The organism is Polaromonas aquatica (genome assembly GCF_042659145.1).
GTDB classification, from domain to species: domain Bacteria; phylum Pseudomonadota; class Gammaproteobacteria; order Burkholderiales; family Burkholderiaceae_C; genus Polaromonas; species Polaromonas aquatica.
On the sequence record NZ_JBHSRS010000084.1, the window covers coordinates 708721 to 733050 of the forward strand.

Annotated in this window: 22 protein-coding genes; 4 read left to right on the forward strand and 18 right to left on the reverse strand. The window is 58.1% G+C overall.

All coding sequences use genetic code 11. The annotated features are described in order from the left end of the window. Positions 1-23: 23 nt before the first annotated feature. From neuC to ACFQND_RS24715, 16 genes are all read right to left on the reverse strand, one after another. Positions 24-1160 (reverse strand): UDP-N-acetylglucosamine 2-epimerase, encoded by a 1137-nt coding sequence (gene neuC / locus ACFQND_RS24640; RefSeq protein ID WP_371438686.1) that lies wholly within the window; start codon positions 1158-1160, stop codon positions 24-26. 5 nt (positions 1161-1165) lie between these two features. Beyond that, positions 1166-2203: an N-acetylneuraminate synthase gene (gene neuB / locus ACFQND_RS24645; RefSeq protein WP_371438835.1), complete on the reverse strand. Its 1038-nt coding sequence runs from the start codon at positions 2201-2203 to the stop codon at positions 1166-1168. Continuing rightward, the gene (locus tag ACFQND_RS24650) at positions 2197-2994 is read right to left on the reverse strand and encodes an SDR family oxidoreductase (RefSeq protein WP_371438687.1); all 798 of its coding nucleotides are present in this window, start codon (positions 2992-2994) and stop codon (positions 2197-2199) included. The genes neuB and ACFQND_RS24650 overlap by 7 nt, the downstream gene beginning before the upstream one ends. Beyond that, positions 2991-3680, reverse strand: a complete 690-nt coding sequence (locus ACFQND_RS24655; protein WP_371438688.1) for an acylneuraminate cytidylyltransferase family protein — start codon at positions 3678-3680, stop codon at positions 2991-2993. Before ACFQND_RS24655 ends, ACFQND_RS24650 begins: the two co-directional genes overlap by 4 nt. Continuing rightward, a complete protein-coding gene (locus ACFQND_RS24660; RefSeq protein ID WP_371438689.1) occupies positions 3677-4651 on the reverse strand; it encodes a Gfo/Idh/MocA family protein in 975 nt (324 codons plus the stop codon). Before ACFQND_RS24660 ends, ACFQND_RS24655 begins: the two co-directional genes overlap by 4 nt. After that, on the reverse strand, positions 4651-5310 hold the full coding sequence (gene hisH, locus ACFQND_RS24665; RefSeq protein WP_371438690.1) for an imidazole glycerol phosphate synthase subunit HisH: 660 nt from the start codon (positions 5308-5310) through the stop codon (positions 4651-4653). Before hisH ends, ACFQND_RS24660 begins: the two co-directional genes overlap by 1 nt. Next, positions 5307-6062 (reverse strand): imidazole glycerol phosphate synthase subunit HisF, encoded by a 756-nt coding sequence (gene hisF, locus ACFQND_RS24670; RefSeq protein WP_371438691.1) that lies wholly within the window; start codon positions 6060-6062, stop codon positions 5307-5309. Before hisF ends, hisH begins: the two co-directional genes overlap by 4 nt. An 11-nt stretch (positions 6063-6073) precedes the next feature. Beyond that, positions 6074-7357, reverse strand: a complete 1284-nt coding sequence (locus tag ACFQND_RS24675; RefSeq protein WP_377414969.1) for an N-acetyl sugar amidotransferase — start codon at positions 7355-7357, stop codon at positions 6074-6076. Between the two features lie 93 nt (positions 7358-7450). Next, complete coding sequence (locus tag ACFQND_RS24680; protein ID WP_371438693.1) at positions 7451-8650, reverse strand: hypothetical protein; 1200 nt, start codon at positions 8648-8650, stop codon at positions 7451-7453. Between the two features lie 54 nt (positions 8651-8704). Next, positions 8705-10012, reverse strand: coding sequence for a type III glutamate--ammonia ligase (gene glnT / locus ACFQND_RS24685; protein ID WP_371438694.1), 1308 nt, complete (start codon positions 10010-10012; stop codon positions 8705-8707). A gap of 16 nt (positions 10013-10028) precedes the next feature. Next, on the reverse strand, positions 10029-11783 hold the full coding sequence (gene asnB, locus ACFQND_RS24690; RefSeq protein WP_371438695.1) for an asparagine synthase (glutamine-hydrolyzing): 1755 nt from the start codon (positions 11781-11783) through the stop codon (positions 10029-10031). Positions 11784-11792: 9 nt separating this feature from the next. Further along, a complete protein-coding gene (gene gcvPB / locus ACFQND_RS24695) occupies positions 11793-13220 on the reverse strand; it encodes an aminomethyl-transferring glycine dehydrogenase subunit GcvPB (RefSeq protein ID WP_371438696.1) in 1428 nt (475 codons plus the stop codon). Between the two features lies 1 nt (position 13221). After that, positions 13222-14622 (reverse strand): aminomethyl-transferring glycine dehydrogenase subunit GcvPA, encoded by a 1401-nt coding sequence (gene gcvPA, locus ACFQND_RS24700; RefSeq protein ID WP_371438697.1) that lies wholly within the window; start codon positions 14620-14622, stop codon positions 13222-13224. Positions 14623-14727: 105 nt separating this feature from the next. Further along, positions 14728-15282 carry a sugar transferase gene (locus ACFQND_RS24705; RefSeq protein WP_371438698.1) on the reverse strand — a complete coding sequence of 185 codons (555 nt, stop codon included), beginning with the start codon at positions 15280-15282 and terminating at the stop codon, positions 14728-14730. Continuing rightward, positions 15279-16097 carry an aldolase/citrate lyase family protein gene (locus ACFQND_RS24710; protein WP_371438699.1) on the reverse strand — a complete coding sequence of 273 codons (819 nt, stop codon included), beginning with the start codon at positions 16095-16097 and terminating at the stop codon, positions 15279-15281. The genes ACFQND_RS24705 and ACFQND_RS24710 overlap by 4 nt, the downstream gene beginning before the upstream one ends. Before the next feature lie 42 nt (positions 16098-16139). Further along, the gene (locus tag ACFQND_RS24715) at positions 16140-17651 is read right to left on the reverse strand and encodes a lipid II flippase MurJ (protein WP_371438700.1); all 1512 of its coding nucleotides are present in this window, start codon (positions 17649-17651) and stop codon (positions 16140-16142) included. 221 nt (positions 17652-17872) lie between these two features. Here ACFQND_RS24715 and lysS point away from each other — a divergent pair, with 221 nt between their 5' ends. From lysS to ACFQND_RS24735, 4 genes are all read left to right on the forward strand, one after another. Next, positions 17873-19408: a lysine--tRNA ligase gene (gene lysS / locus ACFQND_RS24720; protein ID WP_371438701.1), complete on the forward strand. Its 1536-nt coding sequence runs from the start codon at positions 17873-17875 to the stop codon at positions 19406-19408. Positions 19409-19545: 137 nt separating this feature from the next. Next, complete coding sequence (locus ACFQND_RS24725) at positions 19546-20055, forward strand: YgjP-like metallopeptidase domain-containing protein (protein WP_377414974.1); 510 nt, start codon at positions 19546-19548, stop codon at positions 20053-20055. 122 nt (positions 20056-20177) lie between these two features. After that, on the forward strand, positions 20178-21293 hold the full coding sequence (locus tag ACFQND_RS24730; protein WP_371438703.1) for a phosphoserine transaminase: 1116 nt from the start codon (positions 20178-20180) through the stop codon (positions 21291-21293). A 77-nt stretch (positions 21294-21370) separates the two neighbouring features. Next, positions 21371-22543, forward strand: a complete 1173-nt coding sequence (locus ACFQND_RS24735) for a 3-phosphoglycerate dehydrogenase family protein (protein ID WP_371438704.1) — start codon at positions 21371-21373, stop codon at positions 22541-22543. 143 nt (positions 22544-22686) lie between these two features. Here ACFQND_RS24735 and nagZ read toward each other — a convergent pair whose 3' ends face one another. Both nagZ and acpS read right to left on the reverse strand, forming a co-directional pair. After that, positions 22687-23745: a beta-N-acetylhexosaminidase gene (gene nagZ, locus ACFQND_RS24740; protein ID WP_371438705.1), complete on the reverse strand. Its 1059-nt coding sequence runs from the start codon at positions 23743-23745 to the stop codon at positions 22687-22689. A gap of 60 nt (positions 23746-23805) precedes the next feature. Next, a complete protein-coding gene (gene acpS, locus ACFQND_RS24745) occupies positions 23806-24204 on the reverse strand; it encodes a holo-ACP synthase (RefSeq protein WP_371438836.1) in 399 nt (132 codons plus the stop codon). Positions 24205-24330: the final 126 nt, after the last annotated feature.

Below are 24330 nucleotides of genomic sequence, written 5' to 3' on the forward strand. Positions count from 1 at the left end.
TTGGTATGGCATGGAAATTTCAGTCAATAGGTATTGATTTTCTCAAGAACAGTCCGATCAAGAGACAAGGCCATCAGGCACTCCACAATACGCGGCCCCGCAAAACCATCTCCATACTTATTGTTACATGGCCATTTCCCATGACGTAACGCTTGCTGGATTGCAGCATGGATATGCGCAACCTCGACTGCGACATCCTGCACATTGCTGTTTCTCTCGCGAAAACGCTGACGATCGCCAACATTGACAACAGGTGTTCCAAAAGATGCCGCCTCAATAATGCCGGCAGATGAATTACCCACCATAACGGCACAGTGCTTCATGGCAGCACAAAACAAGGGGCGCTGAAAATGCCTGGCGCGATGAGAACCTGCAGGCAAGGGTATATCGACCAGTGCGCGAAGAATCTCACGCGAACCAGCATCTGCATTAGGCTCCGACCATACCACTGGCAACGCTACTTTCTGCAGCGCCTTGAGCAATTGAACCGTTTGTTCATAAGCATCTTCAGCCTGCTGGACAACGGGGTGGAAAATCGCAAGAAGAAACAGCTCATCTGCCGGCAACTCCAAGACTGCTCTGTAGTTTTTAGCAAAAAGATGCGCATCATCGGCAATGCCATCCAATCCGGGAGCACCAGTTATGTGAATCCGGTCAGGAGATTCCCCCATGCGAATCAATCGTTCGCTTGACTCTTCTGTTGCCACAAAATGGTAGCTGACAAGCTTGCTGATGGCATGCCGCACGGGCTCATCGACCGTACCTGAGCGCTCACCCCCATGAATATGCACACACACAATGCCAAGATGCAAAGCTGCAATAGCACCAGCCAGCATTTCCCCACGATCGCCCAGAACGACAAGGATGTCAGGTTGCTCACGCTGCAAAAGCATAGTTACACCTTGAAGGCATTGACCAATGCCCGCAGACATGCTCTGTGGAGTGCGGGTTTTAACATCTACCGGAACCTCACCGCAGATACGTAAGCCGGCCGCCCGAATCTCATCCACGGTACGGCCAAATCGGGGTTCCAGATGCATGCCAGTCACAGCTACGCTCAAATCGGCCAGTGGGGCAAGTCGCTGAAGTGTGGACTTCATCAAGCCGAAGTCAGCGCGCGTACCACTGAGGTAAATGATCTTTCGGACCGAAGCGCCCATTTCTCTTAATCCACCAGTCGATCAACAAGTTGATCCCACTGCAATGCAGAGCCTGCCGCAATTGAAACACCAGCACGCCTTCCAATAAGCTGCTGCAGATCACGTGGTGCAATGCCCGTCGCCGGTCGGCGGCAAATAAGCATATCAGTGGCAAGAATCTCGCCTGCCGCAATATCACGTGCAGCAACAATGCTGCGCCGGGCAACAAGGGCCGTACCAAGCTCCTCGGGCAGGGGCGTCTTGATGCCATTGCCAAGCATAGCGCTAACCCGCCGGATGCCCTGCACCATACGCGCAAACTCATCCGGTTCAAGAGACGCAGCATGATCAGGCCCGGGTAGTTGCCGATCCAGTGTCAAATGCTTTTCAATCACACTGGCGCCCAGCGCAACCGCTGCCAGCGGAGCTTCAATGCCCAGGCTATGGTCGGAGTAGCCAACAGCCAGTTCCAGGTCGCGCGCCATGCTCAGAATGGCTCGCAGGTTCAACGTGTCGTCCGGTGCCGGATACGCCGACGTGCAGTGCAACACCACCACATCATGCACACTCCCGCGGGCTGACCTCACCCAACCAACGGCCTCCCTGATTTCTTCCATCGTACCCATGCCTGTAGACATCAGCAAAGGCAATTGGGTAGCAGCAGCGTGCTCGACAAGCGCACGATGCGTGAGTTCCCCTGAGGACAGTTTCAAACGCCTGACGCCGAGCTGAACCAGCATTTCCACGGCATTCACCGAAAATGGCGTGGAGAAAAACTCAATGCCTATCGAATCGCAATGCGTCTTGATCTGTTGATGCTGTGCTTCAGACAGCTCCAGACGCTCAAGCATTAAAAACTGGTCGTTATCCCCGGTTTGGCGTGCCTGGTACTGGGCTGTGGGCGCTCCGCGCACAACCAGGTCTTCTGCCCGAAAGGTCTGGAACTTCACAGCATCGGCGCCAGCGTTCTTTGCAGCATCACAGAGCTGCAGCGCCAATGCAAGGTCCCCATTGTGGTTTACACCGGCTTCAGCGATCACAAAGACCCGCCCCGCGTTCACCATGCCGTCCACCCGCCATCCACGACCAGGTTATGACCTGTCACATATTTCGCGGCATCGCTGGTCAGGTAACGCATGGCATTGACCATGTCGTCGGTCTGGGCCATGCGCCCGAGCGGTGTACGGCGTGAGTAATTTTCAACAAACGTATCGTTTTGCCCGCTAAAAACACCACCCGGCGTAACAGCATTTACACGCACACCCTTATGGCCCCAATAGGCTGCAAGGTATTTAGTGAGACCCCAAAGGCCCGCCTTGCTGGCCGCATAAATGGCCGGGGTGTTGATGGCGCGGCCCAAGTATTCAGACCCCTCATAAATGCGCTGATCGGGAGCAACGATACCGTAGATGGACAGCGTATTCACGATGCTGCCGCGCCCGCGCTCGGCCATAGGACTGCCAAACACCTGCGCGCACAGCATGGCACCAGTCAAATTAACGGACATCACTTCGTTCCATTCGTCCACCGGGAAGGTCTCAAAAGGTTCAAAGAAATTCTCGGACTTCGTCGCTGCATTATTCAGCAGCGCGTCAGGTTCGCCCCATCGCGATACCAGCAGTGCATGGGCTTGGCTCAAGGAATCGCGCCCGGCAACATCGGCTACGCAGGTGATCAGGGAATCATGCATCGGCCCCAGCCTTTCCTCAAGTAAAGCTGCATCGCGGTCTATGGCAAACACACGGGCGTTGGCCTCCAGGAATGCTTTGACGACCTGCGTGCCTATGATGCCGGCGGCTCCGGTCAGCACCACCACCTTACCGTCCAGCGCAAACGCATCGCCCTTATCGATCATGCGAGACCTTTCTTTTGCATCAGCAACTCCACCAGATCAAAATCGATGGGGTGGTCAATGTCGATGGAGCGTTCACGCGGCATCACATGCAGCCTGATTCTGGGCGATCCCCACAGGGATGGGGACAGCGTTCTGCGGTGCCATGCATAAATGGACGCGTTCATCGCGTAAACCTTGGGCGCAGACTGCCTGCCCAACACCTCATTGCCCGGCGGGCAAACGCGCTCGAAAAATCCGTTTGTCTTGAGTTCGACCATGTTGAAGTAGGGATTTTTGTCAGCCTCATAGCCTGTAATGACGACGTCGGTTTCAGTATCAAGCATTGCAAAACATGCCTGGATATCTGCAGTATCACGCAATGGCGATGTTGGGTCGAGATCAATGATGCTATTAACCGGGGCGACATTTTTTTCGACCCATTCCACCAAGTGCTGGATGACCGGTAACTTGCCGGCTGTAGAGGTGGCGAGCTCTGCAGGACGCGAAAAAGGCACTTGCGCGCCCAAACTGCGGGCCACCTTAGCGATCTCCTCACTGTCTGTAGAGACAAAAACATGGTCGGCTATTTTCGACTCGAAAGCCTGCTCGATTGTCCAGGCAATCAGGGGTTTGCCGCATAGAGGGCGGATGTTTTTACCCGGCACCCCGGCAGATCCCCCACGGGCGCAGATGGTGATGATATTCATGACACCGCCTCCTGCATCCCAAGCATCAGATCGGCCGTCGCTACAGCCTCGGCAAACGACAGGACTACCTCATGCGCTGGATCAGCAATCGCAGCGAGCCAATCCATCATTTGCAGCTGATAGGTTCGTTTTACATCAAAGTCATCCGCAATGTCCGTAATGACACAGCGGCCCTGCCGATCAAGCAGGGTGATGTTTTTCCCGATAATATCCACCTCAAAAGTTCCATCGGTGGTGACAATTGTGTACTTGCGAACGGCCTGCTGAGACACATAGTCAAGGCTGACGACGACCGGAGCACCGCACACTGTTTTCAACAATGCCACATGCACATCATCCGACTGGATGGGCAGCGGACTGAGGTGGCCACCGACAGCGCCATGCACCTGCAAAGGGCCAAGCAACCACTGCGCCATGTCGATCTCATGAACAAGGTCAAATATAACGCCGCCACCCAAGGAAGAAATCGCGCTGTACGATGTTTCAAGGTCCCGCGAAGGCCGCCACTGCGACAAATCCTGCCCTACCTCCAGATGAGCCCTTAGAACGCGATAAGGCGCGGCACGCCAGAGTTCATCATGGAGTTTTCTCAGTGCAGGCAAATAGCGCAGGTTACAACCCACCACCAGAGCTGATGGCCGCATTTTTTTTTGCGCCAGTTGCTGAAGGCTGACCAATTGGTCCCGGCTGACCACCAGGGGTTTTTCAATAAGGCAAGGAATTCCCAATTGCAGGCAAAGCTCCAGTTCCTGGGCATGCTTGCTGGAAATACTGGCGATCACCACGGCGTCTGGCTTCCAGGCCAGGCCGGTTTGCATCTCACTGAAGGAGGCACACGGCAAAAAAGTGGCGTCCATTTCGCCGGTGCTGGAAATAACCGCCAGTTCCACGGCCGGCACCAGTTCGCGCAAATGCCGTACATGCCGCTGTGCTATCGATCCACGTCCGGTGACAAGCACGCGCATCGGCATCACAGCTCCAGAAATGAGGACAGGATGCTCAAGCCATGGCTGGCACTCCGTTCCGGATGAAACTGGCAGCCATAAATGGAACCACGAGAAACCGCCGCACAAATTCGCAAACCGTTGTAATAGGTGTCGGCAAGCCTGTGCTCTTCGCTTTCCGGGACAGGCGAAAATGAATGAACAAAATACATGGGCTCACCTGGTGCGACCTCGCTCAGGATAGTGTTTTTCCATGAGCTGCGGGCTGCGGGTTGTTCCAGGGCGCTCCACCCGATATGCGGAATCCGGTGCGCTTTTCCGGTCAAGCCGGTCGACGCCACCGGCATCACCCGTCCGGGAATAAGGCCAAGCCCGGCGTGGTCGCCGAACTCCTCACCCACATCAAAAAGCATCTGGGCACCCACGCAGATTCCCAAGAAGGGACGCTCAGTCTGCGCATAGCGTTTGACGAGATCATCAAACCCACGGGCTTTGAGTTCCGCCATCCCATCGGCAAAAGCCCCAACACCCGGAAGCACCAGCCTCTCCGGCAGTTCAGACACCTGCAGGGCGCTGTCCACCACGCTTACGTCAGCACCACAGTGCTGCAAGGCCCTCACGACGTTAAGAAGATTGCCTATGCCGTAGTCGATGACAGTCACCGGCCGGCGCTGCACGGCGCTCACAGGCGGACCTCCAGCCCGAACTGCCTGGCCCGCAATTTGATCTCGCCGACCGTTGTCCGCTGCCAGTGAAGTGCGTCTGCGATTGCAATCGCAGAAGTACCCACATCGCTGGCCCGCTTCAAATCTGCAGGATCACCGAACCCGCCGCTGGCAATCACCGGTACATTGACCCGGGAATTAACCGCACGCATCAATTCAATATCCAGGCCCTTGCGCGTACCTTCCTGATCAACGGCAGTCAGCAGGACTTCACCGGCCCCAAGCCTGACGGCGCGTTCAACCCACTCAACAACATCAAGTCCGGTATGTTCGCGACCATTGTCGGTATACGCCTCCCATTTTTGCGGTCCGGTGCGCTTGGCCTCCACTGAAAGCACCATGCACTGCGAGCCGTAGCGGCTGGACACCTCGGAAATAAGCTCAGGCCGGGCAATCGCCGCTGTATTGATCGCGACCTTGTCCGCCCCCGAACGCAGCATCGCATGCACGTCATCCAGCGAACGGATACCTCCACCTACCGTGATCGGTATATATATCTGGTCGGCCGCGCGCCGAATGATGTCCGTCAGGTTGTTGCGCTGGTAAAGGCTGGCCACGATATCCATGAAAATGATTTCATCAGCTCCCTGCGCGTAATAGCGCAGCGCAAACTCGTGCGGGTCCCCGACCACGCGCAAACCTTCAAGGCGAATACCCTTGATGAGGTTGGCCCCCTTGACATCCAGCCTTGGAATGATGCGCAAACCTGCCATGGCTTGTTCAGTCAGACCTTGTCGAACACGCGGTGGCGAAGCTTCCACTGGTCCGCCTCGCGCGTCCACAGGTGAGGAGACCTGAAGCTGTCTGCCAATCGCATGAAGTAATTCCTGTCCATGACGGGGCTCTCGAACATTTTGCTCGCCACCGGGAACTCCTTTGCAGGAATGCTCAGGTAACGGAATATCTCCTCAGCGAACCGCTCGGGAAACTCACCGTCATAACGCTTGACAAGCGCCACCCCTTCGTCACGATTGATGTCCCCGGAGCGGATTTCCTGGGCCGCATCATAGGTCGCGCGACCGATGCCAAACTTCGTGAACGTCGTGTAGTAATGAAAGTCGTCAATACGGTCGTCGATGCTGTTGTATTTGCTGTAGGTGCCAGGAGTCCGCTCCGGTGATGCCTCGAAGCCACCGTGTTCAACCGCATAGTAATAACAGCTCTGCGGATGCCATTTCAGGTAGTACCCGAGATAGTGAACCTCGATTTTCTTTTTTTCGATCAGCGCCGGATCAGCCGGAAGATAAGGCAACAAGTCCTGCTCTTCAAGCCCGAAGTCGTTGTACAGACTGTTGATAGGCGTTCCACCAAGGTGGATCTGGGATTTGTCTGAAGACGTGAAATAGGACCAATCGCGTTTGGCGCTATTTGTATCCCCGATGGGGTTGCCGTATTCCGCCTCATTTTCACCATAAATGACAAAAGGGATGTCATGCAGTATGGCCATCTTGGGCGCCAGGGATTTCTGGCCAAACATGAACGCCTGAAACGGGTGAAAGAGATTGTCAACTGCAAGACGGGTCAACAACCTGTGCACGCGTCCATTAGGCGTCATCAGGTAGTTGTCAAAACCCGCGTGCAGCCACGACTGGAAGTTCTTCCATCCCCACTCCGTATACACATGGGGAGCCCATGTCACCGTCAGGGGGTGCATGTTGAAACGCGTCTTCAGGATATGCGATGCGTAAAAACTGTCCTTGCCGCCCGAGCCCGGGACGAGGCAGTCATAGCCGGACTTGCTGCGGTATTTGTCGCACAGGGCTGCCAACTGGTCTTCACGCATCTTCCAGTCGATCGTGTTGTGTTTTTGTTCGGCAAACAGGCACGCGTCGCACACGCCTTCCCGATCAAATGCGATAGTCGCCTTTTTGCTGGCCTTGGTATGTTCGTACTCAACCGCAGAATTGGGGCGCTGGTTTGAAATAACACACTGCTTGCAGAAGTGCACGTAGCGGGGCAAGCCATATTTGACCTGCGCCTCGTCGTCATTGTCGGCAAAGGCATCCAAATCGACTGTGGCTGGATTTTTAATAAGTGACATGAGGGTCCGGACTAGGGGTTGACTGGCTGGCCGCAGCTGGGCCGCAAAGGCATAACCAGATTATAGGAATCCGCAAACGACCTCCAGGACTTTGTCTGCCGCCCTGGGCTGGATCGTCCCTGGTGGCCTACGGGGCCGATGCTGGCAGCGATCAAGCGCGGCGGGAATGCCAGCGACGTCAACCGCTTCGTCCGCGATCCCGTAGGCTTTCAGGGGCATGGCCTTATCAAATACCGAGCCCAGAACCTGCAACAGCCCTGTGCCTGCAAGGTGGCCTTCCAGTCCGACCGTGGAATTCAGGGTGACCACCATGTCCACTGCCTGCAAAAGCACCGGCAGGCTGACCTCCTGGCCGGTCAGCACGATGCGAGGGTCACCCGAAACCATGGGCAAAGCCTCTCCTGCGCGTGGCCGTATGCACAGGATGCAATCATCGCGCGACAAGACCCACTCAACAACCTTCTCGAGCGCACGCCGTGGCAAATCAACATCTCCAGGCAAGCCGTTAAAGGGGTGGTAAGCCGGCTCCACCTGCGTTGGCCAGAGCAAAACATGTTTGTTGCCCCATTGCCGGTCATGCCGAAGTTGCCGGCCCTGCCCGACATGCGAAGGGTCACTCAAAGTGTCAAAGGCCGGGTTGCCGGTGACCACCACCTGCTCCTCTGCACGGCCTGCAGAAACCAAAAACCGCTTGACAGAATCATTGAGTACGCAAACCTTGTCCGCGTAGTCTGAAGCGCTTACCCACACCTCATCCAGGCAAAAAAGATCCACGAGGCATGCGGAAGGCAGGCCCAATGCCCGCGCAGCCATGATTGAAGCGCGCTCGGCTCTGGGAGAGTTCGTCGCCACGACCAGTGACGGTGCCACCTGCCCAACAATGCGCCGCAAGGTGCGAAGGGGCAAGAAGGCCTGCCGGCCATCGCGCTGATAAAGGCGGGCAGCTTCCGTGAGGCCGACGTCCTGTACCAGCTCCGCATAACTTAGTCCCAGGTAAGCGATGGTTTCTTCCGGATCAGCCACCGGCCCAGGCATGTCGGCCAAAAGCCGCTTTCCGTGTCCTACGGCAAGCTCATCCGCGGAAGTAATGAAGTCCTTGAATTGCAGCACTTCCACGCCGGCCGCACGGACCGCAGGCGCCGCCGTTGTCAGCGCAAGCACCACCGGCTTGGCCTGACCGCCAAGTGCCAATGCGCGGGCGACTGGCAACACCATGCGAACGTGGCCGCTGCCATACGTAACAAACAAAACCGTTTTCATGGCTGGCTCACCAGGCGCAGCGGGCTAGCCACGCGGCAAGGGCGCATGGCTTGTTCAGAAAAAGTCGACGTAACGCCGAAATTCCGCCGGGGACACCTGGAGCAGCAGCTCATCGCATTCCGTTCGCTTGACCTGGATAAACTCATTTACAAAGGCATCGCCCAGACCGGCGCACAGGGCTTCGTCCGCCTCCAGCGCGTCCAGCGCGTCCGGCAAGGATGCAGGGAGCCGCTTTATGCCACGCGCGCTCAAGTCGCTCAGGCTTAACTGGTAGAGATTGTCATTGCAGGGCTGGCCCGGATCGAGTTTGCGCCTGATGCCGTCCAGCCCCGCATACACAATGGCCGCCGTCAGCAGGTACGGGTTGGCGGAAGCATCGGGCACCCGCAACTCCAGCCGGCCACCAGGTATACGGACGAACGCCGTGCGATTGTTATCGCCCCAGGCGATGTTGATCGGCGCCCAGGTCGCACCAGAACGCGAACCGCGCGATACCAGCCGCTTATAGGAATTAACGCAGGGAGCAGCGATCGCAGTCAAGCCCGGCGCATGCGCCAGTAGACCTCCAAGGAAGTGATAAGCCATCGGACTCAGGTCCATGCCACGCGGATCAGTCTTGTCCTCAAAAGCGTTATCCCCGATTTTTTTCCCCGCCGACATGTGCATGTGCAAGCCGCTGCCCGAGCGCTCAATAAAAGGCTTGGGCATAAACGAGCACAACATTCCATGCTTTTGGGCGATAGCCTGGGCCGCCATCTTGAAGTAAGTCAGGTTATCCGCCGTACGCAACCCATCTGCGTAAGTGAAGTTCATTTCGAACTGGCCATTGGCGTCTTCATGGTCGATCTGGTAGACGTCAATGTCCGCGCCTGCCAGCGCCGCGCGCAACTCCATCAGGAAAGACGAAACCGACGACAGGTGCCGAAAATCGTAGCAAGGCTTGTCCAGCGATTCGGAGTCCGTTGCGACTTCGTAAGAGCCCGCGTCGTTTTTCTTGAGCAGAAAGAATTCCGGCTCAAGCCCGGAGAAAAATTCAAGGCCAGTAGTTTCTTGAAATGCCGTCAACGCCTTTTTGGCAATGACACGCGAATCCAGCGGATGCGGCTTGCCGCCCACATACCCCTCGCAGGTCACCGAGGCGGTGGACGGCATCCACGGCACGGGACGGATCGCATCGCGATCTCCAATGGCCATGAACTCCTGGCCGTGCGGGCCCATGCCCATACCCGCGATCGCGAAGCCCGCAAAGCCCGCGCCCGCACCAAAAATCATTTCCTTGTGCCTGGCTGGCACAAGCTTGGCTTTGGGCCTGCCATGGATGTCAACGAACTGGGCAAGGTAGTAGTCAAAGTCGGCCATCATGCAGAGTCTCCACCTGTTATTTCTGTTGTGGGAAGAATTCCTGCAACCAGAGTTTGGTCATCAGCAGGGTGCGCAATGGCTTGGTGTGGTTGTGCAGGCCGCTACGATGCTCCTCAAGCATCACGTGCAGTTCCTTGCGGTCAAAGCGGCCACCGTCAGGCAGGTTCAGCACGTCCCGCGCCCAGGTGTAAAGAGGCCCCTTGATCCATTCGCCTATCGGCAAGGTAGGCATGGTTTTTGGGCGGAACACAAAGTCGTGGTCAAAATAATTTGCGGCGGCCTGCTTGAGAAAATGTTTGCCAATGCCGTCACGGAACTTCGAGGTGATCGGCAGGCGCGCAAACATTTCGCTGACGCGATGATCGAGGAAAGGTGCGCGGCCCTCGATGGACCAGCAGGCACCCATGCGATCGCCCTTGACCGAATTATTGCCCGGCATCAGCGAGTTGAGCTCATAAGCAGCGACCTGCTCGGCCGGCTCAAGGTCACCGAAGGGCGCAATGATTTCCATAAACTTGTCGAGCGCGCCCTGGGTGTGCGGGAAAAATTCAGGGCTCATCATGCGCTGGCGATCCTTTTCGGTGCTGTAGCTGATAAGGTCGAAGTAATTGCGCATCGGAAAATTCGTACGCGTCATTTCGGAGAAGAACTGCTCGTTATGGCGGAAACCGAGCATCACCTCATCCGGTCCATCACCGGTAAACATCACGATTTTTCCGCGCTTGTGCGCTTCGCGCGAGAGCAGGAAAAACAGGAAAAATGAAAAATCGCCATGCGGCTGCTCGGCATGGCGAACCACGGTTTGTGCAATCTCGGGAATGTCAGCAGGCGTGATGTCAAGCGGATCCAGTCTGATGCTGAGGTCGGATGCCACACGCTGGGCATAGGCGTACTCGGAAAAGCCCTTGTCCTCGATACGCAAGCCAATCGCGTCAAGCTGCGGGCGGTTCCACTGCGGCACCAGGCGATTGGCGATCACCGATGAATCAACACCACCCGACAAAAACAGCCCGCCATCCACGTCGAAACGCATCTGTAGCCTGATGGCTTCATCGAGTGCTTTTTCCAGATCCTCCTGGCTTGCATCGACACGCGGGCCGTCAAGCGGCCAGCTCCAGTAACGCACCGGCTCCGAGAACTTGCCCGCGCCGTACCGCATGAAGGTGCCTGGCGGCAGGTGACGTATACCCTGAAAACAGGTTTCAGGCGGGGGGCAGTAGTTGAACGTGAACACGTTGCCCAGCGCCGACTCATTGACCTTGCGCTCAAATTTCGGCAAAGCCAGGATGGCCTTCATCTCACTGGCAAACGCAAGACCCCCTTCATACGCTGCATAAAAACATGGTTTGATGCCCTGGCGGTCGCGCGCCAGCATACCGGTCTCGGTGCGCTGGTCCCAGACAAAAAAAGCAAACATGCCGACCAGGTCGTCCAGCATTCTCTCGCCCTTTTCGCACCACAGATGTACCAATACCTCGGTGTCGCAGCGCGACTTGAACTTATAGCCCTTGGCCTTGAGCTGTTCACGCAACTCGATGAAGTTGAAAATTTCGCCGTTAAAAACCACCCACACCTTGCCGTCGGTGCTAGACATGGGCTGCATGCCGTTTTCCGGATCAACGACTGCAAGCCGTGCATGGCCCAGAACGGCACGGCCGAGTTCTTCAACGCCTTGTTCGTCCACACCGCGGTACTTGATGCAGTCGATCATCTTCCAGACATCGTCTTTGGTCGTACCCTTGGCGTTGACAACGCCAGCTATTCCACACATGGCAAATCCTTAATTCTTCAAATCGATTCGTGCAATCTTGCGGCTTAACGGGGCGCTTTCAACCAACGCCTCGTCAGTGGCATCCTCGTCAAAGACGCGCTGAAATATCTCCACCTGGTAATCCAGGCTGGCTTTGGTCTCGGTCTCTGTCGGCTCAATCAGCATGGCTGATTTCAGGTCGCCGGGAAAATACACGCAGCCCGCACCCACCAGCGTAGGCGGGTGTATGCCGTAATCAATCAGGCGTTTGGCAAACTGGCGGGCCGAGGTATTGAGCCTTTCTCCCGACAGCAGGGTTTCGTGTTTGCAGAACTGCGCATACACCGGAGGCAACATGTGGCTAAGCCTGCGCTGCAAGTAGTTGGCGTTGAGTACGGCATTTTCCGAAGCCTGCCGCAAACCCGCGGCCCCCATGGTCCGTAAATAGCCATAGGCACGCAACAGAACCGCAACATGCCCGTGAAAACTCTTCATTTTTCCGATGGACAACGGCCTGTCGTCGTCGCGCTGCGCCACGCCATCACGCCTGACCGCAATCGGGCTGGGCAGGTAAGGCGCCAGCGCAGCCTTGACGGCCACAGGCCCGGCACCCGGCCCGCCACCACCATGAGGCGTGGAAAAGGTCTTGTGCACATTGACGTGCACCACATCAAAGCCCATGTCGCCCGGTCGCACTATGCCCATCAATGCATTCAGGTTTGCGCCATCGTAGTAAAGCAGGGAACCGTTGGCGTGTACCGCATCGGCAATTTCCACGATCTGATCTTCAAAAAGCCCCAGTGTGGACGGATTGGTCAGCATGAAGGCCGCCACATCGGGTGTCAGCATTTCACGCAACGCAACCAGGTCAACACGGCCCTTGAGGTCCGAAGGCACGATACGGCATTCAAAACCCGCCATGGCCGCGGAAGCCGGGTTGGTGCCATGCGCGGAATCGGGCACCAGAACCACGGGACGGCGATTGTTCTGGCGATCAAAGTGGGCGCGGATCACCAGCAGTCCCGCCAGCTCACCATGCGCACCCGCTGCAGGCGCCAGGCAACAGGCATCCATGCCGGTGATTTCGCAGATCATGCCCTGAAGCCGCACGTACATTTCCCACACGCCGCCAAGGGTGTCGGCATCCTGCAAAGGATGGGCACAGGCAAAACCGGGAAGCGCAGCCAGCGCGTCATTGCGCTTGGGGTTGTACTTCATGGTGCACGAACCCAGCGGATAGGGACCGTTGTCCACGCCGTGAGACTCCTGGCTCAGTCGGGTGAAGTGGCGCACCACATCGACTTCACTGACTTCGGGCAGACCGATCGCGAGACGCTGCCGTACAAACGCGGGCGGCGACGGGATAGGCGACGTGACGCGGGAGCCAGAAAAGACATCACTTGCTGCCCCTGCACGATGCAGGTCAGTAATCGTTTGCGAAGGAGAAGTCGCAGCCATTTCAGGATGCATCCAGGCAGGCACCGGCATGCCGTGCATAAGCCTCGATATCGGCACGATTTTTTGTCTCGGTGACTGCCACCAGCAAGCCACGCTCATGTCCTGCCAGCGACCTTGCTACCGGTACGCCCGCAAAAATTCCAAGTTTGCGCATCCGTAAACTGAACTGCATGGCATCCATGGGCAGCTCCAGCGCAAATTCATTGAAATGTACTCCTGTGCGCAACAGCCTGACACCAGGCAACGCCGTCAGCAAATCACACAGCAGCGCTGCGTTTGCAGCATTGGCCTGGGCGATACGCATGAAGTTGGCCTCGCCCAGGCAAGCCAGGTAAATCGCCACACGGATGGCATTAAGCGCCTGGTTGGAACAAATGTGGCTGGTGGCCTTGTCGCGCGCCACATGCTGCTCACGATCTTCCTTGACAAGCGCGTAGCCGAGCTTGCCATTGAGGTCATGCACACGCCCGACCAGCCGTCCGGGCAGATAGCGTTCGAGCGGTTTGGCACAGGCAATGATGCCGACATAAGGTCCACCGGCACTCAAAGGCAGGCCCAAAGGCTGGCCTTCACAAACCACAATGTCAGCGCCCAATTTCCCGGGAGCCTCGAGCCATCCGCAAAGTAGCGGATTGACGCAAACACAAAGCAGGGCCTGATGAATTTTGCAAATCTCGGCCATCACCGCCACATCTTCAATAACGCCCAGCGCATTCGGGCTTTGCAGCACCACGCCGGCAATATCTCCACCAGCCACCAGCACTGAAACTGCAGCCGGACAGGCAAGCCCCGTCACCGGATGCTGAGCTACATAGTCAATTGTCACGCCACGCGGCTCAAGGTAAGTGGACAGTACCTCTTGGTATTCAGGCCAAATGGCCTGAGCCACAATCACGCGACGCTTGCCGGAAGCGGAGCACATCATCCAGCACGCTTCGGCCAACGCCGTAGCGCCGTCGTAGACGGAACAGTTCACGCACTCCTGGCCCAGCAAACGCCCGACCAGCAGCTGAAACTCGAACAGCGCCTGCAACAATCCCTGGCTCATCTCGGGCTGGTACGGCGTGTAGGCGGTAAGGAATTCGCCTCGTGAAACGATGGCATCCACCACCGAGGGAATGTAATGCTCGTAAGCACCGCCACCTAGAAAACTGGCATGCGACAAAACCGTACTGTTCATGTCAGCCATGGCACGGACATCACGCATGAGATCCCACTCGCTCAAGGCTGGTGGAATATCAAGCTCACGGCGCAACCTCACCTTGGCCGGCACATCCTCAAACAACTGCTCGATGGAGTGAAGCCCCATCACCTCCAGCATGGACTGAACGTCCGAACCGGTGTGGACGTTATACCCAACAGGCTTTTGCTCCAGCATAAATTCGTGTTGTCTTTGATTCACGTCTTTTTTTCAGCTTGTTAAGCACCATTCAGGGATGGGCGGTAGCGATTTTTGATTATATGGCGGGGTCTTGAGCCAAACACCGCAACGAAACGGCAATTGCCCTCAGTTGGCGTGCCTTCGACCCAACTGTTGTGCGGTCCACCACAGGATCCGGATATCGTGCCACAACGACACATCCCGAACGTACTGAAGATCAAACGACAACCGTTGCTCGAACGACGCCAGCGATCGGCCCCTCACTTGGGCCAGACCCGTGATCCCCGGGCGCACGCTGCAACGGCGCACCCAGTCTTCGGGGGTGTACAGTGAGCGCTGGTCCGGCACATCAGGCCGAGGTCCTACAAGGCTCATATCACCGCGCAGTACGTTGATGAGTTGCGGCAACTCGTCAATGCTGGTGCGGCGAATAAACCAGCCCACCCTCGTAATACGTGTGTCGTTTGCCTGCGTGAAATATGGGCCGGTTAACGCAGCATTCCGGCGCATGCTCCGAAACTTCAGCATATTGAATTCCCGCCCACCTAGTCCAAGCCGCGTCTGGCGGAAAAAAACCGGGAAACCACTTTCCAGAAAAACCATCATGGCCACCAGCAGCAGCAAAGGTGATAGCACAACAAGCGCCACCAACGACAGCGTGATATCCATGAAACGCTTCATGCGACAGCTTTCATGCCTTGTGCAAGAACACCGATCAAGCCAGCTACACGCACGCGGTCGCTCTCGGCCTGGCTTGCCGTGCGCAGCATCAATTCCGCCTCAGTTTTTCTAAGCGCGTTGACAGCCTCTTCAAACGATTGCTCGCCATCCGGACGATTAAACGTGCGCGACAAAATAACTGCGCGAGATCCCAATCGCACATGCTCACCCAGTACGTCCCGGCCCGGAAGCAAGCCTTCATCAATCCGGGCAACACCACCAAAACCCATCCTCAAGCCGCGCTCCTTTGCTGCGGTCGCTACGCGGTCAACATGCCCCTGAAGCAGCGGCTCAAACATGAAGTTGCAACCCAGCGACAAATGCAGGTCATTTAAGCCAATAAACACTTCATAAAGCCCAGGCATATCCAGCCACTCATACAGTGACTCAAGTGCTCCGGCTGTTTCAAGCAACGGCACGATAGGCGCACGGCCATCAACCATTTCGGAAAAGGACTGCAGTTGCCACGCGCCAGTGAACATGGGAAGCATAAGTAGATCAGCGCCCTGCGCCAAAACTTCTTCAATTTCCGCCCTGATAGCCCCGGGGTTGTCTAGTTGGTAGGGATTGACACGAACCATCAAACGGGAGCGCTTGAGGACAGCTTTTACACGCCCCACATCATCAACCTGATGAGTGCTGATGAAAGTATTCCTTCCGGCCTGTCGCTCGGCCTTGCCGTTGCGCTCCAGATCAACAAATACCCGCATGCCCTCCATCTGGTCACAGCGTGCAGCCAGTTCCGGATCATTCGTAATGGTCAGTAAGTCAATCATGGCGAGAGAATAAAGTCTGGTGACGGCTTGCTTGCACGGCGCTCAAGAATTGACGGGGAACGCCCCTCGCCCAAGCCGCTCAAACAGCAAGCCCCGCAACAGCGGACTTGCCAACACGGCACTGCCCACGACCAGCAAACCATAAACACAACACAGAATCATAATTAATTGCAGGCTCAGGGCAGCAAACAGGGGTTTCAACGAGATGAGCAAGAGCGATGCCAGCAAGGGCACAAGGCAGGCCAGCCACGGAAAAGTCCGCCGGAGGCTTTTGCGTTCAGCCACCAGCAGCACCAGGGCCACAGCCGCCAGCACGGCGTCCAGCATCCACATGACTGCAGCCCCTTTTGCCGCCCCATCATGCTCACCGGCACCGGCCCAGCCCAGCATGAGCAGTGCCAGCAAACCTGCGACATAGGCCCAGACCGCCACATGCATGCGTTGCGAAATGGCCATCACGGTCAGCAACACGGCAATCAGGGCCTGCGGCAACAGGGACCAGACCCCGATCGCGCTCCACTGGGCGATGATTTCGAGCTTGTCTGCTCCCATACGCCCCCAGCCGAACAACAGCCCGGCCAGCGGCAGGGAAAACGTCGCAACTACAGCCACGGCAGCACAAGCCAGCGCCCAGGCCAGCGAAAAAGCCAGTTGCAGCGCCCTCTCTCGCTCCGGGGTGCCGGTCTCGGTGCGGGTGATGGCCGGAAACGCCAGGCTGGCGACCAGTTGCACCGCCAGTACCAGCGGCAGTTCGACGAGCTTCCAGGCGTAGTTAAAACTCGCCAGCGCGCCCTCGCCGCCTTGCGACGCAATGCTGCGCCCCACCAGAGGCAGCAGCAACAGCAAGCCAGAAGACAGTCCCGCCCAGATCCAGACGCTGGCCTTGGGTAACTCCATCCCTCCGGCCCCTTTAATTGGGCCCGCTACCGGCACCAAATCCCTTCGCAGGCGCCAGCCAAGCCAGCCCAGGCGCGCAAGCATGGCCAACACCAGAAACAGGCCCAGGCCGGCCGTAGCTCCTGCCCCCATGGCCCCCGCCGCAACCAGCAGCAGGGCAGCCACCAGCACAAAATTGAACAGCAAATTGCCGGCATACATGCCAATAAAGTCACGCTCGTGTTGCAATCGTGTGGTCCACAGGGCTGCCAGCATGGCCAGCGGCAATACAACAGCGCTCCAGACCAGGGACGAGGCACCCAGCGCCTTCATGTCACCCTTCAGGCCTGGTGCCAGTGCCTGCGCCAGAAAGTCCTGTAGCAGCCAGATCGCCAAACCCAGCACTACGCCGGCCGCGATCAGGGTTTTCGCCACCTTTTTCTGGCTGGCGTTCTGTTCGGCAGCACCTTGCTGGGCCCAATGGGGTAGCAGCACGTAAGCCAGAGCGCCGCTGAGAAAAATGCCCACCAGCAAATCTGGCAGGGTAAACATGACAATCACCACGTCACCCATGCCGCTGGAGCCAAACGCTGCGGCCTGCACGGACTCCCGAAGCAGCCCCAGCACGCGGCTAAGCAGCAATAAACCCAGGGAAAAGACGCCAGCGCGCAAATACATATGACCCGGATTATCCGGCCTTAAAACAAGGCTCCACACACATAAAAGCCAAAGCGCTCCCGTAAAAAACTAAAATCAGGGCTTTGAATGCGCTTAAGTCACATTCCGGCCAAGCTGACCCGGCCGGATTGCAGGCATCTGCCGTCGCCCCCGCAGGCTGTGGGCAATGCCCTTACGTGTGACTTTTCGATCAACCCATCCGAGCATAAGAATCCAAGCCCATGACCACGAACGCGCCCGCTACCAGCCCCGCCCCGCAAGATGAAAACCAGCTCATCATCGAGCGCCGCGAAAAGCTAAAGGCCTTGCGCAGCGCGGGCATTGCCTTCCCCAACGACGTCAAGCCGGAGCACCGTGCGGCAGCCCTGTTCGCCGAATACGGCGACAAGACCAATGAAGAGCTGGAGCCACTGGGGATCAAGGTCAGCGTTGCCGGCCGCATGATGCTCAAACGCGTGATGGGCAAAGCCAGTTTTGCCACCCTGCAGGACGCATCCTTTGGCCCCTCCGGCGGCCGCATCCAGCTTTACATCAACAACGAAGGTGTGGGCGAAGCCGTCCACAGCGCCTTCAAGCACTGGGACCTGGGTGACATCGTGGCCGCCACCGGCACGCTGTTCAGGACCAAGACCGGCGAGCTGTCTATCCACGCCAGCAGCCTGCGCCTGGTGACCAAAAGCCTGCGCCCCCTGCCCGACAAGTTCCACGGCATGGCCGACCAGGAGGTCAAGTACCGCCAGCGTTATGTGGACCTGATCATGGACGAGGCCGCGCGCAAACGCTTCATGGCGCGCAGCAAGGCCGTCAGCGGCATTCGCGAGTTCATGGTGGCCAACGACTTCCTGGAAGTCGAAACGCCCATGCTGCACCCCATTCCGGGCGGCGCCAATGCCAAGCCCTTCAAGACGCACCATAACGCGCTGGACCAGGAAATGTTCCTGCGCATTGCGCCCGAGCTCTACCTCAAGCGCCTGATCGTTGGCGGTTTCGAGCGCGTGTTCGAGATCAACCGCAGCTATCGCAACGAAGGTATCAGCGTGCGCCACAACCCTGAGTTCACCATGATGGAGTTCTACGCGGCGTGGTGGAACTACTCCGACCTGATGAGCTTCACCGAATCGCTGATCCGTGATGTGGCGCAAAAGGTCTGCGGCTCGCTGCAACTCAGCTACGGCGGCAAGGAGGTTGACCTGGGCAAGCCTTTTGAACGCCTGACGATTCGCGAAGCCATCCTCAAGCACACCGAGGCCGGTGACCACGTGGACGACACCGTCTGGCTGACCAACGCCCTCAAGAAACTCGGCATGAACGAGGAAAAGGACCGCCTGTCCAGCCGTTCGCTGGCCAGCCTGCAGGTGCTGTACTTTGAGGAACTGGTGGAAGAAAAGCTCTGGCAGCCGACCTTCATCATGGAACACCCGACCGAAATCTCGCCGCTGGCGCGTGCCAACGACAGCCGGCCCGAAGTCACCGAGCGTTTTGAGCTCTACATCACCGGCCGCGAATTCGGCAACGGCTTCAGCGAACTGAACGACGCCGAAGAGCAGGCCGCGCGCTTTAACGCCCAGGTCGAAGCCAAGGACAGCGGCGACGACGAAGCCATGTTTTATGACCACGACTTCATACGCGCGCTGGAATACGGCATGCCGCCCACCGGCGGCTGCGGCGTGGGCATAGACCGCCTGATGATGTTGTTGACCGACAGCCCCAGCATCCGCGACGTGATCCTGTTCCCGGCGTTGCGCAGGGAAGCTTGAAGCGCCTTCTGGACGTATTTTTTCCGGTTTTCGAAGCCTTTTATGGCTTTGGCCACCGTGGAATGGGCGCAAGCAGCTATTAATTTGATAGTAGCCAATTCACCCGCAAGAACACTGCAGGCATGCCCGACATCACCATGAAATACCTCACAGGCTATCCGGAAAGCCTCAAGGCACAGGTGCAGCAGCTGCAGGCAGAGGACAGGCTGGGCGACATGCTGCTCAAAAAGTACCCGCATGGTCACGGCGTGCGGACCGACAAGGCGCTTTACGACTACGTCATGGCGCTCAAGGACAAGTTCCTGCGCAGTTCGGAGCCGCTGTCCAAAATCGCATTCGACAGCAAACTCCACGTCATCGCCAATGCGCTGGGCACCCACACCACCGTATCCAGGGTGCAGGGCAACAAACTGAAAGCCAAACGCGAGATCCGCGTGGCTACGCTGTTCAGGGAAGTGCCCGAGGAGTTCCTGAGGATGATCACGGTGCACGAGCTGGCCCACATCAAGGAAAAGGCACACGACAAGGCCTTCTACCAGCTCTGCACCCACATGGAGCCGCGCTACCACCAGTACGAGTTTGACCTGCGCGTCTACCTGACCCATGTGGATGCGGCGGGCAAACTCGACTGGCCGGCCAGGACCTGAACCCGCGCCCGGGCGACCCCACAAGCCCCACGTTAGCACCCCAAAAACCGGTTGCTACAATGATTTTGACCGGCCCCCTGCCGCGTCATTCCAGTTTCTTTTGTCCCCCAACAGAGATAGCCATGCAACCGTCTGTCAAACCCAAAGTCCCCAATTTCTCTTCAGGCCCCTGTGCCAAGCGCCCCGGCTATGACGTGAGCAAGCTGCAGCTCGACGTGCTGGGCCGTTCGCACCGCTCCGCGCTGGGTAAAAAGGCGCTGGGTCTGGCCTGCTCCGAGACCGCGCGCATCCTCGGCCTTCCCGAAGGCTACCGGGTGGCTGTTGTCCCCGGCTCCGACACCGGCGCGATAGAAATGGCCATGTGGTCACTGCTGGGCCCGCGCGGCGTGGACGTTCTGGAGTGGGAATCCTTCAGCGCCGGCTGGGTGACCGATATCGTCAAGCAGCTCAAGCTGCCCAATACCAATGTGCTCCATGCCGGCTATGGTGACATCACCGACTTCTCCAAAGTCAATTTTGACAACGACGTGGTGTTTGTGTGGAACGGCACAACCTCCGGCGTCAAGGTGCCCAACGGCGACTGGATTCCCGCGAACCGCGCCGGCCTGACCCTGTGCGATGCCACCTCGTCCGTGTTTGCCATGGACATGCCCTGGGACAAGCTCGACGTGGTCACCTATTCATGGCAAAAAGTGCTGGGCGGTGAAGGCGGCCACGGCATGCTGATCCTGAGCCCGCGCGCTGTTGAACGGCTGGAGGCCTATAACCCGCCCTGGCCCATGCCCAAGGTGTTCCGCATGAAGTCCGGCGGCAAGATCTCCGAAGGCCTGTTCAAGGGCGAAACCATCAACACCCCGTCCATGCTGTGCGTGGCGGACTATCTGGACGCGCTGCAATGGGCGGAAAGCGTTGGCGGCGTCAAGGGCACCATCGCCCGCAGCGAAGCCAACCTGAAGGTCATAGAAGACTTCTGCGCCGCCAACGACTGGATTTCCTTCCTGGCGAAGGACAAGGCCACCCGCTCCAACACCAGCGTCTGCCTGAGCCTGAAGCTGACGGAAGAACAGGTCAAGAAGATGGCCAAACTACTGGAAACCGAAGGCGTGGCCTACGACATAGGCGCCTACAAGGACGCACCTGCCGGACTGCGCATCTGGTGCGGTGCAACGGTAGAGAAGGCCGACCTGCAGGCGCTGATGCCCTGGCTGACCTGGGCCTACGAACAGGTTCGCGCCTAGACGCAGCCTGTTACCCTGCCTTCTGCGGCGCTCTTGCCAGGGCGTCGTACCCAGTTACCCGCCAGGAGTCGCTGAATATGTACAAGGTCAGAACCTACAACCAGATTTCTGTCAAGGGACTGGATCGTTTTCCGCGCCAGGCATATGAAGTGGGCAGTGACATCGGGCAACCCGATGCATTTTTATTGCGCAGCCAGAAACTGCAGGATGTGGAAGTGCCCAAATCCCTTTTGGCCGCCGCGCGCGCGGGGGCCGGGGTCAACAACGTGCCGGTTGCGCAGTACAGCAAGCAGGGCATCGTGGTGTTCAATACACCGGGCGCCAATGCCAATGCTGTGAAGGAACTGGTGATGGCCGGCATGCTGCTGGCCACGCGCGGCATCCTGCCGGGCATGGCCTATGTGAACTCATTGACGGCCATGAGCGATGCGGCAGAGATGGCCGCCCTGCTGGAAAAGGAAAAGACCCGGTTTGCCGGCGGTGAGATCAAGGGCAAGACCCTGGGCATTGTGGGCCTGGGCGCCATTGGCTCCATGGTCGCCGACATGGCCCTGGCCATGGGCATGAAGGTGGTGGGCTTTGACCCGGCGCTGTCCATCGATGCTGCATGGCGTCTGTCCAGCGAAGTCAGCCGCATGGAAAACCTGCAATCCCTGCTGACCCGTGCCGACTACATCTCGCTGCACGTACCGGCCATGGACGCCACGCACCATTTGATCAACGACGATGCGCTGGGCCTGGTCAAGACCGGCGCCGTGCTGCTCAACTTCGCCCGCGAAACCATCGTCGATTCGGCGGCCGTCAAACGCAGCCTGGACAAGGGCAAACTCGGCAAATACGTCTGCGACTTCCCCGAACCCGCCCTGCTCGGCCACGCAAAAGTCATTGCCACGCCGCACATAGGCGCCAGCACCGAGGAGTCTGAAGAAAACTGCGCCGTGATGGCCGCCAACCAGCTCATGGATTACCTGGAAAACGGCAACATCGTGAATTCGGTGAATTTCCCCAATGTCAACATGGGCCGCACGGCAGGCACCACCCGCATCACCTTTTCCAATGACAACGTCTCAGGTGTCCTTGGCGACGTACTGTCGGTGCTGGCGGAAAAAAAGGTGAACGTCATAGACATGATGAACAAAAGCCGCGGCGAGCTGGCCTTCAACATCATCGACGTCGAGACCTCGCCCGGCGACCATGTGGTGGCCGCCATTGAGGCGGTGGCGCATGTGATTCGCGTACGGGTGATCTGAAGGCCACCCGCAGGCTTCCAAAAGTCATTTTTTACCTCAAAACCGTGTTTTTGAGCATCAAAATGACCCGAGGCCCAATAGATATGCGCGCAACCAGCTATTAAATCAATAGCAAATCAACAGCCCTTCATGCTGGCAAAAGTTCAGGGAATCAGCCCCATCGCATGCATGTAGGCCGGTTGCAGCATCAGGTCGTCCCAGCCGTGGGCGGGCCTTGCTGGCAGCAGCTCCAGCCGGCGCATCTCGCTGGACTCCAGCGCCTCCCAACGGCCTTTGAGCAACGCCTCGGCCATGCCGTCCAGCAACTCATCCACCGGCTTGCCATCGCCCACCGACTGGTTGCACAGCAGCACCATGTCGCAGCCGGCATTCAGCGCGGTCACGGCGGCCTGGGTGTAGCTGACCTGCTCGCCGTCTATCAGGCGCGCACCGGCCATGCTCAGGTCGTCGCTGAAAATCGCACCGCCAAAACCAAGCTGACCGCGCAGGATAAAGGTCAGCCATTTTTCTGAAAAACCGGCCGGGCGCGCATCCACCTTGGGGTAAATCACGTGCGCCGGCATCACGCTGGTCAGCGTGGTGTTGAGCCATTCATAAGGCGCAGCATCGTCGGCCAGGATGGCCTTGAGGCTGCGTTTGTCAACCGGGATGGCCGTGTGCGAGTCGGCCTTTACAAAGCCGTGGCCGGGGAAATGTTTGCCGCAATTGGCCATGCCGGCCTGCAGCAGGCCGTGCATCAGGCTTTTGGCGAGCAGGGTGACCACACGCGGGTCGCGGCCAAAAGCACGATCGCCGATGACGCTGCTTTCGCCGTAATCAAGATCCAGCACCGGCGTAAAGCTGAAATCCACACCGCAGCTGCGCAACTCGGAAGCCAGCACATAACCGCAGGCGGTGGCCGCATTGGTAGCTGCAAGCTGGTCTTTGATCCACAGCTCTCCCAGCGCACGCATGGGCGGCAGGTGGGTGAAGCCGTCATTGCGAAAACGCTGCACGCGGCCACCTTCGTGGTCAACGCAGACCAGCAGGTCCTTGCGTATGCTTTTGATCTGGTCGCACAGCTCGGCAAGCTGCCGGCGGTCCTGCCAGTTGCGGCCAAACAGGATGATGCCGCCGACAAGCGGGTGCTTGAGGCGCTTGCGGTCGGCCTTGCTCAGGGCCAGGCCTGCGATGTCGATGATGAGGGGAGCGTGCTGGGTCATAAGAAGACAGGGTTTGAAATACTATTAAATTAATAGCTGCTTGCGCAGCATGGGCGGTGGCTAGAGTGTATTTTTCTCTACAACCACAAAACTGGCGGCGTAATCGGTTTCATCGGTCACAGTGACATGGGCGCTGAGCTTGCGTTCTTCAAACCAGGCCTTGAGCGCGCCGTGCAGCACGATTTCGGGTTTGCCGCTGGCTGCCTTGGCGATTTCGCAGGAACGCCAGGTCATGGGCATGCGCATGCCCATGCCTATGGCTTTGCTGAAGGCTTCCTTGGCCGAAAACCGCGTGGCCAGGTAGCTGACACCGCGGTCCGGCCAGCGGGCGGAGCGGACTTTCCAGGTGACAAGCTCACCGTCGCTCAGGATCTTGCGGGCAAAACGCTCGCCGTGACGCTCCAGGCTGGCGCGAATACGCCGTACGTCGCAAATATCTGTCCCGATGCCGTAAATCATCGGAGATGGCCCCCACGCTTTGCGCCGATGGACCCCGTTCGTCCTGAGCTTGTCGAAGGATGCCCCCCGAGAGGGCTGGCCTTGCTTGGGGCGGCCCGACGCTGCGGCCGTTGGCCGTCCGCCAAA

What these genes read in the sequence shown, in the direction of transcription:
- neuB (WP_371438835.1), bottom strand. Translation starts at nt 2,203, where the DNA reads ATGGTGAACGCGGGGCGGGTCTTTGTGATCGCTGAAGCCGGTGTAAAC.
- ACFQND_RS24680 (WP_371438693.1), bottom strand. Translation starts at nt 8,650, where the DNA reads ATGAAAACGGTTTTGTTTGTTACGTATGGCAGCGGCCACGTTCGCATG.
- ACFQND_RS24655 (WP_371438688.1), bottom strand. Translation starts at nt 3,680, where the DNA reads ATGAATATCATCACCATCTGCGCCCGTGGGGGATCTGCCGGGGTGCCG.
- ACFQND_RS24725 (WP_377414974.1), top strand. Translation starts at nt 19,546, where the DNA reads ATGAAATACCTCACAGGCTATCCGGAAAGCCTCAAGGCACAGGTGCAG.
- ACFQND_RS24650 (WP_371438687.1), bottom strand. Translation starts at nt 2,994, where the DNA reads ATGATCGATAAGGGCGATGCGTTTGCGCTGGACGGTAAGGTGGTGGTG.
- acpS (WP_371438836.1), bottom strand. Translation starts at nt 24,204, where the DNA reads ATGATTTACGGCATCGGGACAGATATTTGCGACGTACGGCGTATTCGC.
- hisF (WP_371438691.1), bottom strand. Translation starts at nt 6,062, where the DNA reads ATGGCAGGTTTGCGCATCATTCCAAGGCTGGATGTCAAGGGGGCCAAC.
- asnB (WP_371438695.1), bottom strand. Translation starts at nt 11,783, where the DNA reads ATGTGTGGAATAGCTGGCGTTGTCAACGCCAAGGGTACGACCAAAGAC.
- ACFQND_RS24730 (WP_371438703.1), top strand. Translation starts at nt 20,178, where the DNA reads ATGCAACCGTCTGTCAAACCCAAAGTCCCCAATTTCTCTTCAGGCCCC.
- glnT (WP_371438694.1), bottom strand. Translation starts at nt 10,012, where the DNA reads ATGATGGCCGACTTTGACTACTACCTTGCCCAGTTCGTTGACATCCAT.
- ACFQND_RS24705 (WP_371438698.1), bottom strand. Translation starts at nt 15,282, where the DNA reads ATGAAGCGTTTCATGGATATCACGCTGTCGTTGGTGGCGCTTGTTGTG.
- ACFQND_RS24715 (WP_371438700.1), bottom strand. Translation starts at nt 17,651, where the DNA reads ATGTATTTGCGCGCTGGCGTCTTTTCCCTGGGTTTATTGCTGCTTAGC.
- ACFQND_RS24735 (WP_371438704.1), top strand. Translation starts at nt 21,371, where the DNA reads ATGTACAAGGTCAGAACCTACAACCAGATTTCTGTCAAGGGACTGGAT.
- lysS (WP_371438701.1), top strand. Translation starts at nt 17,873, where the DNA reads ATGACCACGAACGCGCCCGCTACCAGCCCCGCCCCGCAAGATGAAAAC.
- ACFQND_RS24710 (WP_371438699.1), bottom strand. Translation starts at nt 16,097, where the DNA reads ATGATTGACTTACTGACCATTACGAATGATCCGGAACTGGCTGCACGC.
- neuC (WP_371438686.1), bottom strand. Translation starts at nt 1,160, where the DNA reads ATGGGCGCTTCGGTCCGAAAGATCATTTACCTCAGTGGTACGCGCGCT.
- nagZ (WP_371438705.1), bottom strand. Translation starts at nt 23,745, where the DNA reads ATGACCCAGCACGCTCCCCTCATCATCGACATCGCAGGCCTGGCCCTG.
- gcvPB (WP_371438696.1), bottom strand. Translation starts at nt 13,220, where the DNA reads ATGGCTGCGACTTCTCCTTCGCAAACGATTACTGACCTGCATCGTGCA.
- ACFQND_RS24660 (WP_371438689.1), bottom strand. Translation starts at nt 4,651, where the DNA reads ATGCCGATGCGCGTGCTTGTCACCGGACGTGGATCGATAGCACAGCGG.